This window comes from Amycolatopsis keratiniphila subsp. keratiniphila, from assembly GCF_001620365.2.
Classification (GTDB): Bacteria; Actinomycetota; Actinomycetes; order Mycobacteriales; family Pseudonocardiaceae; genus Amycolatopsis; species Amycolatopsis keratiniphila.
This window is the reverse complement of record NZ_LQMT02000021.1, coordinates 81,438-94,846: the sequence shown is the minus strand read 5'-3', so window position 1 is coordinate 94,846 and position 13,409 is coordinate 81,438. Positions and strand designations below refer to the sequence as shown.

Here is a 13,409-nt window from a genome sequence, read left to right as displayed (position 1 = left end):
GCCGGTTGCGCGTCCGGCATACCCTCGTGACGTGCCTTCAGACCCCGAGACGAAACCGGCCCCGTCCGCGCGGAAGGCCGGTGTCCTGCCGCTGGTGTCGATCGGGGCGCTCCTCGCCGCGGTGGTGGCCGTCGGCCTGGTCGCGCTGACCGGTGGCGCCGGTTACGTCATCGCCGGACTCCCGGACCCGGGCCTGGTGACGCGCTACGGCATCACCGTCGTCCGCGTGCTGGCCGAGGCGGCTTCGGTGCTGTGCGTGGGTTCGCTGCTGCTCGCCGCGTTCCTCGTCCCGCCGCAGAAGTCCGGCACGCTCGCGGCCGACGGCTACGCGGCCATCCGTGTCGCGGGCGCCGCCGCGTGGGTCTGGTTCTTCGCCGCCGCCGCGTCGATCTTCTTCTCGGCGGCCGACGGCGCGGGTCGCCCGTTCACCGAGGTGCTCTCGCCGCAGGTGCTGGTCGACCTCGTGGACGCCATCGAACAGCCCAAGGCCTGGCTGTTCACTGCGTTGATCGCGCTGCTGGTCGCGCTCGGCTGCCGTCTCGCGCTGACCTGGGGCTGGACGACGGTGGTCTTCTTCCTGTCCGTCGGCGGCCTCGTACCGGTCGCGGTCACGGGGCATTCCGCGAGCGGCGGCTCCCACGACATGGCGACCAACAGCCTGCTGTATCACCTGGTCGCCGCCGCGCTGTGGGTCGGCGGGCTCGTGGCGCTGCTCGCGCTCGGCTGGCGCCGCGGCGAGAACCTCAAGCTCGCCGCGACCCGGTTCTCCAAGCTGGCACTGATCTGCTGGATCGTGATGGCGGTCTCCGGCGTCGTCAACGCGCTGGTGCGGATCAGGATCGCCGACCTGTTCACCACGGACTACGGCCTGCTGGTGGTCGCGAAGATCGTCGCGTTGCTGCTGCTCGGTGTCTTCGGGCATCAGCAACGGCAGAAGGGCGTCGCCGGGCTGGTGAACGGTGCCGGCGGCGGTCAGCTGCTGCGGCTCGCCGCGGTCGAGGTGCTGATCATGTTCATCACGATCGGCATCGCCACCGGGCTCGCGAAGACCCCTCCGCCGCAGGAATCGCTCACCCAGCCGTCGACCACGGAACTGCTGATCGGCTACGACCTCTACGGTCCGCCGACCGTGCTCCGGCTGCTGACGGATTGGCGGTTCGACCTCGTCTACGGGACGCTCGCGATCGTTCTCGCCGGGCTGTACCTCGCCGGGGTGCGACGGTTGCGCCGTCGCGGCGACACCTGGGCCACCGGCCGGACTGTCGCGTGGCTCGCGGGTTGCTTCGTGCTGCTGATCGCGACGTCGTCCGGCATCGGGCGGTACGCGCCCGCGATGTTCAGCGTGCACATGGGCAACCACATGTTGCTCTCCATGGTGGCGCCGGTGCTGTTCGTCCTCGGCGGACCCGTGACGCTCGCCCTGCGCGCGTTGCCCACGGCGGGCAAGGACGCCCCGCCCGGACCGCGTGAATGGCTGCTCGCGTTCGTGCACTCGCCGCTCTCGCGGTTCCTGACGCATCCGATCGTCGCGCTGCTGCTGTTCGTCGGTTCGTTCTACGGCCTGTACTTCTCGGGCCTGTTCGACTCCGCGCTGAACTATCACTGGGCGCATCTGGCGATGAACGCGCACTTCCTGCTCGCCGGCTACGTCTTCTACTGGCCGGTGATCGGGGTCGACCCGGCGCCACGACGGCTCCCGCCGCTGGGGCGGCTGGGGATGATGTTCGCCGCCATGCCGTTCCACGCGTTCTTCGGGATCGCGCTGATGAGCATGCAGACCGTGCTGGGACAGGACTTCTACCGCGGGCTGAAACTGCCGTGGGTCACCGATCTGCTGACCGACCAGCGGCTCGGCGGCGGGATCGCGTGGGCGTCCGGTGAGCTGCCGGTGCTGCTGGTGCTCGTCGCGCTGCTGGTGCAGTGGGCGCGGCAGGACGAGCGGGAGGCACGGCGCCGCGACCGCCGCGAGGAGGCCTCGGGCGACGCGGATCTGAACGCCTACAACGCGATGCTGAAGAAACTCGCCGACCAGGGGCGGGGCCCGGGGTCCGGCTCCTAGCACACTTCGCCGACGGCCCTCGGCCCTCCGGCCGGAGTTGTCCACAGGAAGCCCACATCGCCCGGAGTTGTCCACAGATCCGGTTCGCGTCCCTTTCCCGCCCTTGATCCGCGGCAATCTGTGCTCAAGGGAAACACCGGGAAGGTCCCGGGCCGAGGAGAAGGGCGAGTGTGATGGCGATGGGCGAAACGTGGGTGACCATGATCGGCAACCTGACCAGCGAGCCGATCCACCATCCGGAGCGGGTGCACGGGCACGACGTCGTGTCGTTCGGCTTGCGGAGTGTCGAACGCCGGTACGACAAGGAAAGAGGGGAGTGGGGCGAGGGGCGGCAACTCGCGGTCAAGGTCACCTGCTGGCGCAAGCTGGCGATGGCGGCGTTCTCCTGCCTGAGCAAAGGCGACCCGGTGATCGTGGCCGGGCGGCTGCGCGGCGCCGAGACGGCGGAGGAGATCCCGGCACCTCTGGGTCTACCTGAGCTTGAGGCCTTCTCCATCGGCCCCAACCTCGCGCGGTGCTCGGCGGAGATCCACCGGATGGGACGGGATCGGCCGAGGGCGATCCCGTCGGTACCGCCGCCCGCGGGGAATCCCATGGTCATCGCGCTGGAGGACGCGCCTGTGGCGTGAGGTGCCGATGCTCGTTCAGTGATATCGGGCTGACTGTCGGTAGCTCGGTGGTGACCGCCGTCAAGGCCGCGATCGGCTCGCTCTACGATCGCTTGTATGGCCGAGTTCATCTACACCATGAAGAAGGTGCGCAAGACCGTCGGGGACAAGGTCATCCTCGACGACGTCAGCACCGCGTTCTACCCCGGCGCCAAGATCGGCGTGGTGGGGCCGAACGGCGCGGGTAAGTCCACCGTTCTGAAGATCATGGCGGGGATCGAGCAGGCCAGTAACGGCGAAGCCTTCCTCCAGCCCGGCGCCAGCGTCGGCATCCTCATGCAGGAGCCGGAGCTCAACGAGGAAAAGACGGTCCGCGAGAACGTCGAAGAGGGTCTTGGCGACATCAAGGTCAAGCTCAACCGCTTCAACGAGGTCGCCGAGCTCATGGCGACCGACTACAGCGACGAGCTGATGGAGGAAATGGGCAAGCTCCAGGAGGAGCTCGACCACGCCGACGCCTGGGAGATCGACTCCACGGTCGAGCAGGCGATGGACGCCCTGCGCTGCCCGCCGCCGGACGAGCCGGTCACCCACCTCTCCGGTGGTGAGCGCCGCCGGGTCGCGCTGTGCAAGCTCCTCCTGTCCGCGCCCGACCTGCTGCTCCTCGACGAGCCCACCAACCATCTGGACGCCGAAAGCGTGCTGTGGCTGGAACAGTTCCTGGCGAACTACGCCGGCGCCGTCCTCGCCGTCACGCACGACCGGTACTTCCTGGACAACGTCGCACAGTGGATCATGGAGCTCGACCGTGGCCGGGTCGTCGGCTACGAGGGCAACTACTCGACGTACCTGGAGAAGAAGCGCGAACGCCTCGAGGTCCAGGGCAAGAAGGACGCCAAGCTCGCGAAGCGGCTGAAGTCCGAGCTCGAATGGGTCCGGTCCAACGCCAAGGCGCGTCAGACCAAGTCGCGGTCCCGGCTCGACCGCTACGAGGAGATGGCCGCGGAGGCGGACAAGCACCGCAAGCTCGACTTCGAAGAGATCCAGATCCCGCCGGGGCCCCGGCTGGGCAGCGTAGTCGTCGAGGTCGAGAAGCTGCGCAAGGGTTTCGACGACCGTGTGCTGATCGACGGGCTGTCGTTCGACCTGCCGCGCAACGGCATCGTCGGCGTGATCGGGCCGAACGGTGTCGGCAAGACGACCCTGTTCAAGACGATCGTCGGGCTCGAGGAGCCGGACGACGGCCGGGTCAAGATCGGTGAGACGGTCAAACTGTCCTATGTGGACCAGAACCGCGGCGGGATCGACCCGAAGAAGACGGTATGGGAGGTGGTTTCGGACAAGCTGGACTACATCCACGTCGGGCAGACCGAAATGCCCTCGCGTGCCTACGTCAGCGCGTTCGGTTTCAAGGGCCCGGACCAGCAGAAGCCGGCGGGCGTGCTCTCCGGTGGTGAGCGCAACCGGCTGAACCTGGCGCTGACCCTCAAACAGGGCGGGAACCTGATCCTGCTCGACGAGCCGACGAACGACCTGGACGTCGAGACCCTGGGCTCGCTGGAGAACGCTCTCGAGCAGTTCCCCGGCTGCGCCGTGGTCATTTCGCACGACCGGTGGTTCCTCGACCGGGTCGCGACGCACATCCTCGCCTGGGAAGGCACGGACGAGAACCCCTCGCAATGGTTCTGGTTCGAAGGTAACTTCGAGGGCTACGAGAAGAACAAGGTCGAGCGTCTCGGTGCCGAGGCGGCTCGTCCGCACCGCGTCACCCATCGCAAGCTGACCCGCGACTGAGGGCCGGGGGTTCCCCGTGGAAGCCAGCAAGCGCCAACGGCCGGGCTCGCCCACCACCATGGTGGGTGGGCGGACGGCTGCCACCGGGGGAACCCTGTCCGCTGTCGGCAGGTTGATCGAACGCGCGGACGCCCTGCACCTGAGGGCGCCCGAGCTCGCACTGGTCCTCGGGGAGCGCGCGGCCACGCTCGCCGAGGCCGCCGGTGCCGACGAGCAGTGGATCCGGGCGGAGAGCCTGGTGGTGAGCGCCCGGGTGCGGCTCGGTGGCCGCCCCCGGACGGTCGGCCGGGCCGTTGCCGCCCTGCGCGCCGCGGAACACGCGGGCTACGGAGACATCGCCGCCCGGCTGAGGATCGACCTGGCCGTCTGCGCGCGCAGCGTCGGCATCCCGCTGACGGGGCTGGCCGCGTTGCGTCCGTTGCTGGCGGATCCGGCGGTTTCGCCGTCGCACCGGGCAGAGGCGTTGTGTCACCTCGTCGGCTGCCTGGCGCAGTTCGGCCGGAAGGCGGAACTGGACCGCGTGCTCGCCGAGGCGGACAAGCTCGTACTCGGCGACGGTTCGATGACGGCGGACTCGCAGCTGCTGATCCGAGCGATGCTGCGGGTCGGGGTGTCGGCGCACCGCCGCCGTCACGGTGACCTGACAGCGGCCGCCGATGCCGCGCGGACCGGGCTGGGCATGCTCGAAAAGCTCGGAAATCCGGACGACGACGGCGGTCTCGTCCGGATCAGGCTGGTCCTGCAACTCGTCTGCACGTTGCTGGACCGGGGTGACACGGAGATGGCGCTGGAGGTCGCGCAGCCGATCCTCGACGCCCCTGTCCGGGCCGCGGGGATCGCCCCGGCCGCCTGGTTGCGGCTGGCGGTGGCCACCCGTGTCCTGCTCCCCGCGGGATCCGCCGAGGCCGCGGGCATGCTCGTCCGTGAGGCGGTCGCCGGGACCGGTGATCACAACCTGCACGCCGTCACGGCGCGGCTGTGGCTGGAGCTCGCGCAGATCGAGGAACGGCTGGGCCGGGCCGAAGAGGCCATCGGCTGCCTGCACCGTTCGCGGGCCGCCGAACATCTGCACGCCCGTGCGCGCAGGCAGGCGTGCAACGTCCTGGTCGGCGAGTTCGGCTCGGCCGAGAACGCCGCGGTGGACCTCGACGACGTCTTGCGGGCCGTCGCCGCGCGGTCGGCCGCCACGGTGTCCACGCCGTCCCCGGTTCCGGCGCCGGAACCGGCCGAGGTGACCGCGGTGATGCCGCCGATCGACGTGGCACCGCCGAAACGGGCCGCGGCCGAGCCGCCGGTTCGTCGTGAGCCGCAGCCCGTGCGGCAGAGCAGGCAACCGGAGCCCGCGCCGGTGCGGCAGGCGCCGGTCGAGCCTGCACGCGCCGCTGCGCCTTCGCGCCCAGCCGAGCCTTCGCGTCCCGCCGAGCCGCCGAGGCCGGTGGAGCGGCCCGCGGCGGCGGTCGCGGAAAAGAGTGAAGCACCGGTGTTGAAGCCGCCGTCCCGTCCGGAGCCCGCACGGGAAGTGGCTGCGTCGGACAGCGACTGGCGTCGTCGGGTGCCGAAGAAGGCCAAGCCGTCGATCAGGTTCGAGCCCAAGGCCGAACCCGTCGCGCCGAAACTGATGCCGCCGCCGAAACCGGAGCCCGCGCCGGTTTCGCGTCCCGAACCGGAGCCCGGGCGCCGCCGTCGCCAGGAGGAGCCCGCCGCGCGCGAGAGCGCCGCCGAACCGGTGGCCGCCCGATCCGAAACCCCGGCTCCGGCCGAGCGGTGGCGGCCCGAGGCCGAGATCCCCGTCCGGATCGAGGAGCCGGCGCCCGTGGCGGCATCGGATCCCGTCGTCCCGGAACTGCTGCTCGCACCCGAGCCCGCGGCCGAGCCTCGGCCGCGGATGGCGGCCGAGGCAGCGCCGCCGCGTCCGCCCGGCACCGCGGCCCCGCTGTGGGAGAGCGACGAGTGGGCGGCCGAAGAGCGTGCCCGCCGGTCCTCGGCGCCCGCGTCGCGCAAGACGAGGCACGATGCCGAACACGGTTCCGTGGCGGCGAAATCGGTGCTGGACCGGCTCGGGATCTCGAGTGCCGGCGGACACGGCGGCGGCCGTCGACGCGCGGACGGCGCCACGGATCCCGTGCACCCCGAACCCGTCGCCGAAGAACGCGCCGATACCCGCTGGGAGCAGCCACCGGTCGAGTACAGCGAGCCCGCCGTTCCGCTCGCCCCGCCGCCTCGGGAGGATCCCGCGCCTTCGCAGGCTCAGGAAAGCGTTCGCCCGGCCGCGAAGGAAGAGGTCGCCGATCCCTGGTTGCCGCGGTTGCGGATGCCGCCTGCGTTGGACCCGCTGACCGACACCGGTTCCTGGCGGCCGATCACGCCGTTCCCGGAGAGCTACGCCCGTGCGATCGCGGAGGACGAACCGCCGCCGGACGCCGGCCTCGCCGACCTGCTCGCCCGCGCGCTCGCCGAGCATCAGGCGGGGACCGCGAGCGCCGCCGCGCTCGTGAAGCAGCTCGGCTCCCAGGACTCGGGAAAGCGTCCGGTCAACGGCCACGACCGGCACCGCGCCAACGGGAGCGACTGACTCCCGCGGTAGCAAAGGTCCCTTGCTCACCCCGGTGGGAGACGCGGTCGGCTTGAACGATTCAGCTGATCCGTTCGAGTCGCCCGCCGGGGTCGTGCGGGGGAATGGGTGCTGGTCACCCCGGTGCGGCGAGGCGCGGAAGGGTCCGGACAGACCGCCTATGTGACCGGCGAGTAGCTGAACCGATCACGGCGATTCCGGTATCTGAGCAGGGAAATCTTCGACGGGCGGGAATGACCCGGCCTTGTGGAGCCGACTGTCCGGAGCTGTAGGTTGGGTCTGGGCCGGTACAGAGTCGTGCCGGTCGCGGTGTCAATCTCGCTACAGTGGAGAGTTGCCTCAAATGAGCTCGACGGGAGTCTCGTCCCCGCCCGGAAAAGATGTCGGCACCGAGGATGGCGCCCGGCGCCGGTCGGCGAACCCGGAGCAGATCCGGGACGACCTGATCGACGCCGCCGCGGCGTACGCCCCGGAGATCGGCGACCTGATCCGCCTGTACTACCGGCACATCCCGGCCGAAGAGATTCTCGGTGACGACCCGGTCGACCTCGTCGGCGCCGTCCGCTCGCATCTGCAGCTCGCGAAGGACCGGATGCCCGGCCGTCCCGCGGTGCGGTTGCTGAACCCGACGGGGCCCGAAGACGGCTGGACGCGTGAGGCCACCGTGGTGCAGGTCGTCACGGACGACATGCCGTACCTGGTGGATTCCGTCGCGGCCGAGTTCGCGCGCGACGGGGTGCAGGTGCAGCGCATCGTGCACCCGATCGTCGTGGTGAGCCGGGATCTGACCGGTGAGCTGCTGGAGGTCCACCCGGACGCCGACCCGGCGGAGCCGCCGGCGAATTCGGCGGCCGAATCGTGGATGTACATCGAGATCGACCTGGTCACGGACCCGAACCGCGCCCGCGAGCTGGACAACCGGCTGTCTTCGGTGCTGGGTGACGTCCGCGAGGTCGTCGAGGACACCGACAAGATGACCGAGACGGCGCGCCGTCTCGCCGACGAGCTGGACGGGAACCCGCCTCGGCTGCCCTCCACCGAGGTCGCGGAAGGCGCCCGGTTGCTGCGCTGGCTCGCCGACGGCCACTTCACCTTCCTCGGCTACCGCCGGTACGAGCTGATCGACAACCCGCACCCGGACAGCGACGAGCCCGCCCTGCGCGCGGTGCTCGCCACCGGGCTTGGCGTGCTGCGCCAGGACAGCCTGGCCGCTCGCAGCCTCACCGCCGGCCCGGACACGGCGGCCTCCGCGCTCGCGCCGACGCTGCTGGTGCTGACCCAGGCGAGCGCGCCGTCCACCGTGCACCGTCCGGTGTATCCGTACTACGTCGGCGTGAAAACGTTCGACGACAACGGAAACGTCACCGGCGAGCACCGCTTCCTCGGCATGTTCACCACCACCGCGCTGCACGAGAACGTGCTCGACATCCCGGTGGTCTGCAACCGGGTCCGCGAGGTCATCCACCGCGCGGGCTTCCCGATGGAGTCCTTCTCCGGCCAGCGGATGCTCGAAGTCCTGCAGAACTGGCCGCGCGCGGACCTGTTCTCCGCCGACTCCGACTCGCTCTACTCGACGACGACGGGCGCGATCGCGCTTTCGGATCGCAGACGGCTGCGCCTGTTCCTGCGCCGCGACCCGTACGGCCGCTTCTACTCGTGCCTCGTATACCTCCCGCGTGACCGCTACACCACCCGTTCGCGGCTCGCGATGCAGGAGGTCCTGCTCGAAGAACTCGAAGGCACCCAACTGGAGTACAGCGCGCGCATCGGCGAGACCGTGCTCGCGCAGGTGCACTTCATCGTGCACACCGATCCGTCGCAGAGTTCCGCCCCGGACACCCTGCGCATCCAGGAACGGCTCAACGAAGCCGTGCGCAGCTGGGACGACCGGATGGTCGAGGCGATCCTCGCCGAACGCCGCGAGCGCGCCGGGGACAGCGGTGTCGCGATCGGCCTGCTGGTCGAGGAGTCGGCGGGCGAGCAGGGGCAGCGGTTCGCCGCGGTGTTCCCCGAGGGCTACAAGGAGGACTTCACCGCGCTCGAAGCGCTCGCGGACCTCCGCGCCCTGGAGTCGCTGACCGACGAGGGCGACCTGTCGATGTCGTTCTACCTGCCGGCCGACGCCGAGGCGGGGGAGCGGCGCTTCAAGCTGTACCTGCGCGGCGAGGGCGTCACGCTCTCCCAGGTGCTCCCGGTCCTGCAGAGGATGGGCGTCGAGGTCGTCGACGAGCGGCCCTACGAACTGCGCCGCGAGGACGGCGGCCGGTCCTGGATCTACGACTTCGGCCTGCGGATCGACCCGCAGGTCCTCGACCACGCGGACAGCGACCTGCGCACCCGCTTCCAGGACGCCTTCCACGCCGCCTGGCGCGGCGACTGTGAGGTCGACGGCTTCAACGGTCTCGTCCTGCGCGCCGGGCTCACCTGGCGCCAGGCGGCCATCCTGCGGGCCTATTCGCGGTACCTGCGCCAGACGAAGATCCCGTTCTCGCAGGAGTACATCGAGAACACCGTCCTCGCGCACACCGACATCGCCACCGCGCTGGTGCGGCTGTTCGAGACCCGCTTCGACCTCGCGCTCGGCGACGAGGCGCGCGCGTCGCAGGCCGATCAGCTCACCACCGAGATCGGCAAGCTGGTCGACGAGGTGACGAGCCTCGACGAGGACCGGATCCTGCGGCGGCTGATGTCGGTCATCCTCGCCACGCTGCGCACGAACTACCACGTGACCGACGCGGACGGGAACTCCCGCCAGTACCTGGCGCTCAAGCTCGACCCGAGCGCGGTGCCCGAGCTGCCCGAGCCGCGGCCGAAGTACGAGATCTTCGTGTACTCGCCCCGGATCGAGGGTGTGCACCTGCGTTTCGGCGACGTCGCGCGCGGTGGCCTGCGGTGGTCCGACCGCCGGGAGGACTTCCGCACGGAGATCCTCGGCCTGGTCAAGGCGCAGGCGGTCAAGAACGCGGTCATCGTGCCGGTCGGCGCGAAGGGCGGCTTCGTCGTGAAGCGCCCGCCGGCGCCCACGGGCGACCCCGGCCTGGACCGCGACGCCCAGCTGAACGAGGGCATCGCCTGCTACCGGATGTTCATCTCCGGCCTGCTCGACGTGACCGACAACCGCGTCGAGGGAAAGACCGTCCCGGCGCCGCGCGTGGTCCGACACGACGGCGACGACAGCTACCTCGTGGTCGCCGCGGACAAGGGCACCGCGAAGTTCTCCGACATCGCGAACGAGGTCTCGGCGAACTACGGGTTCTGGCTCGGCGACGCCTTCGCGTCCGGCGGTTCGGTCGGCTACGACCACAAGGCCATGGGCATCACCGCGAAGGGCGCTTGGGAGAGCGTCAAGCGCAACTTCCGCGAGCTGGGCAAGGACACCCAGACCGAGGACTTCACCGTCGTCGGCATCGGCGACATGATGGGTGACGTCTTCGGCAACGGGATGCTGCTCTCGGAGCACATCCGGCTCGTGGCCGCCTTCAACCACATGCACATCTTCCTCGACCCGAACCCGGATTCGGCGACCTCGTTCGCCGAGCGGCGCAGGCTGTTCGATCTGCCGCGTTCGTCGTGGGAGGACTACGACCGCTCGTTGATCAGCGAGGGCGGCGGGATCTACTCGCGGTCGGCGAAGACGATCCCGGTCAGCCCGCAGGTCCGGGAGGCGCTCGGCCTCGGCGAGGACGTCACGAAACTGGCGCCCAACGACCTGATGCAGGCGATCCTGCTGGCGCCGGTGGAGCTGTTGTGGAACGGCGGCATCGGCACCTACGTCAAGGCCGAGAACGAGTCCCACGCGGACGCGGGCGACAAGGCCAACGACGCCCTGCGCGTCAACGGCAACCAGCTTCGCGTCAAGGTCGTCGGCGAGGGCGGGAACCTGGGCCTGACCCAGCTCGGCCGGATCGAGTTCGCCCGCGCGGGCGGCAAGATCAACACCGACGCGCTCGACAACTCCGCCGGCGTGGACTGCTCCGACCACGAGGTCAACATCAAGATCCTGCTGGACCACCTGGTCTCGACCGGATCGCTGGACGCCGAGCAGCGCAACGAACTGCTCGAGCAGATGACCGACGAGGTCGGCGAGCTGGTGCTGGCCGACAACTACCGGCAGAACGCGGTGCTCGGTGTCAGCCGGGCGCACGCAGGCCCGATGGTCTCGGTGCACCAGCGGCTCGTCGCGGCGCTGGTCGCGAAGGGCGCCTTCGACCGCAAGCTCGAAGCGCTGCCGAGTTCGGCGGAGTTCCGCGCGCTGGAGAAGGCGGGCGAAGGCCTCACCTCGCCGGAGCTGGCGACGCTGCTCGCGCACGTCAAGCTCGACCTCAAGGACGAGCTGCTGGCCAGCGAGCTGCCGGACTCCGAGGTGTTCTCGCGCCGCCTGCCCGAGTACTTCCCGAAGCCGCTTCGGGAGCGCTTCGGCGACGCGATCTTCCAGCACCCGCTGAAGCGGGAGATCATCACGACGATGGTGGCCAACGAGGTCGTCGACGGCGCCGGGATCTCGTACGTCTTCCGCCTGATGGAGGAGATGAACGCGACCGCGACCGACGCCGTCCGCGCGTACGCCGTGGTCACCCACGTGTACGACCTGCCCTCGCTGTGGGCGCAGATCGACGCGCTGGACAACGTCGTGCCGACCGAGGTCGCCGACGAGATGATGCTGGAGACCCGCAGGCTGCTCGACCGGGCCGCCCGCTGGTTCCTCACCAACCGGCCGCAGCCGCTGGCCCCGCTCGCCGAGATCAACCGGTTCGGCCGTGTCGTCGGCGAGCTGGCCCCGCGGGCGCACGAGCTGCTTCGCGGTGTCGAGTGCGCTTCGGTGGACGCGAACACCGAGCGGCTGATCGAGAAGGGCGTCCCGGCGGAACTCGCCGGACGGGTGGCGCTGCTGCTGCACACCTACGGCCTGCTCGACGTCACCGACGTCGCGGAGCTGGCAGAGCAGCAGGTGGGGATCGACGCGGTGCACACCCCGGCGGAGACGGCGGGCCTGTACTACGCGCTTTCCGACCACCTCGGAATCGACAAGATGCTGACGTCGATCAGCGGTCTCGAACGCGGCAACCGCTGGCACGCGCTCGCGCGGCTGGCGCTGCGGGACGACGTCTACGGTTCCTTGCGGACGATCACGCTGGACGCGTTGCGGCACAGCGATTCGGGCACCGACCCGGACGAGAAGATCGCTCACTGGGAGAAGACGAACGCCTCACGGTTGCAGCGGGCACGTGTCGCGCTGGACGAGATCAGCCAGTCCGGCAAGCTCGACCTGGCGACGCTGTCGGTGGCGGCGAGGCAGATCCGGAGCACGGTGAGGTAGTGAGCTACATTTCCCTGATCCGGCCGCGCTGGTCGGATATGGACGTCTACGGGCACGTCAACCACGCGAACATGGTGACCTTGCTCGAAGAGGCACGGATCCCGCTGCTGTTCGGGGACGCCGTCCGCGCCGGGCTCACCGAACTGCCCAAGGGCATCGTGGTGGTGAAGCTGGCCGTCCATTACCGTTCGCCGATCGTGGTGTCCGATCAGGACATCCGGGTGGAGATCTCGTTGAAGGACTTGAAGCACGCCAGCTTCACCCTCGGCTACCGGGTGCACTCCGGGCCCGCCGAGGCCGACAAGGTCGCGGTCACCGCGGAGACGGTGCTCGCGCCGTTCGACACCGTCTCCGAGCGGCCCCGCCGGCTGACCGAGGACGAACGTGTCTTCCTGGAGAAGGGGTTCGCGGATGCCTGAGCTCGTCATCCCGGACGCGGGCGACCGCGAAACGCTCGGCGCGTTCGTGGCCAGGGCGGTCCGGCTCGACCAGAACACGTTGGTGCGGTTGCGGCAGCGTGGTGACGGCGTCGTCGAGGCGTGGTGCGCGACGCCGTTCGAGGTCCTGGCCACCAGGGCTGTCGCCGGTGACATCACGCCTTCGGACATCACCGTGTCCGGGAACGAGCTGCTCGCCGCGCTGACCGTCGCGGGCGGCGAGCGGATGGATCCGGGCCCGGCCCGCGACCTGATGTGGCATTCGGAGCTGCCCGCGCCGGGCCGCTGGCAGCTGGTGGACGAACTGCCGGCGACGGTGATCTCGGAGCTGGCCGATCGCGGGGTCACCTTGGCCCGCGACAACGTCGGCCCGCACGGCACGCCGCCGGCGTCGCTGATGGACCAGGCGGTGCTCACCGTTTCGGGCAACGAGCTGGAGATCAAGGTCCAGATGCGGTGCCTGTTCGCGTTGTCGGGGATGGGTTTCGTGGACTCGTCGATCGACGGTGACGTCGTCCGTGTCACCGCGACGGATTCGTGGATGCGCATCGACGCCCGGTACGGCGCCGTCCTCAAGCGCCGCCACGCGCTCCTGCCGTTGCTGTTCTGACGGGTTTCTTAC

At 69.9% G+C, this 13,409-nt stretch carries 7 protein-coding genes; all 7 read left to right on the top strand.

Features of this window, described 5'->3' with window-relative positions; all coding sequences use genetic code 11:
• Nucleotides 1-31 precede the first annotated feature (31 nt).
• Entirely contained in the window at nt 32-2,059 is a 2,028-nt protein-coding gene (locus tag AVR91_RS22100) for a cytochrome c oxidase assembly protein (RefSeq protein ID WP_063277687.1), read from the top strand.
• Nucleotides 2,060-2,238: 179 nt separating this feature from the next.
• Nucleotides 2,239-2,688: a single-stranded DNA-binding protein gene (locus AVR91_RS22095; RefSeq protein ID WP_228708354.1), complete on the top strand. Its 450-nt coding sequence runs from the start codon at nt 2,239-2,241 to the stop codon at nt 2,686-2,688.
• Between the two features lie 96 nt (nt 2,689-2,784).
• Nucleotides 2,785-4,461 (top strand): energy-dependent translational throttle protein EttA, encoded by a 1,677-nt coding sequence (ettA, locus tag AVR91_RS22090; protein ID WP_007034699.1) that lies wholly within the window; start codon nt 2,785-2,787, stop codon nt 4,459-4,461.
• Nucleotides 4,462-4,477: 16 nt separating this feature from the next.
• Nucleotides 4,478-7,033, top strand: a complete 2,556-nt coding sequence (locus AVR91_RS22085) for a hypothetical protein (protein WP_063277685.1) — start codon at nt 4,478-4,480, stop codon at nt 7,031-7,033.
• Between the two features lie 343 nt (nt 7,034-7,376).
• Nucleotides 7,377-12,350 carry an NAD-glutamate dehydrogenase gene (locus AVR91_RS22075; RefSeq protein WP_063277684.1) on the top strand — a complete coding sequence of 1,658 codons (4,974 nt, stop codon included), beginning with the start codon at nt 7,377-7,379 and terminating at the stop codon, nt 12,348-12,350.
• Entirely contained in the window at nt 12,350-12,769 is a 420-nt protein-coding gene (locus AVR91_RS22070; RefSeq protein WP_063277683.1) for an acyl-CoA thioesterase, read from the top strand. The genes AVR91_RS22075 and AVR91_RS22070 overlap by 1 nt, the downstream gene beginning before the upstream one ends.
• Entirely contained in the window at nt 12,762-13,397 is a 636-nt protein-coding gene (locus tag AVR91_RS22065) for a hypothetical protein (RefSeq protein ID WP_037347649.1), read from the top strand. Before AVR91_RS22070 ends, AVR91_RS22065 begins: the two co-directional genes overlap by 8 nt.
• Nucleotides 13,398-13,409 lie beyond the last annotated feature (12 nt).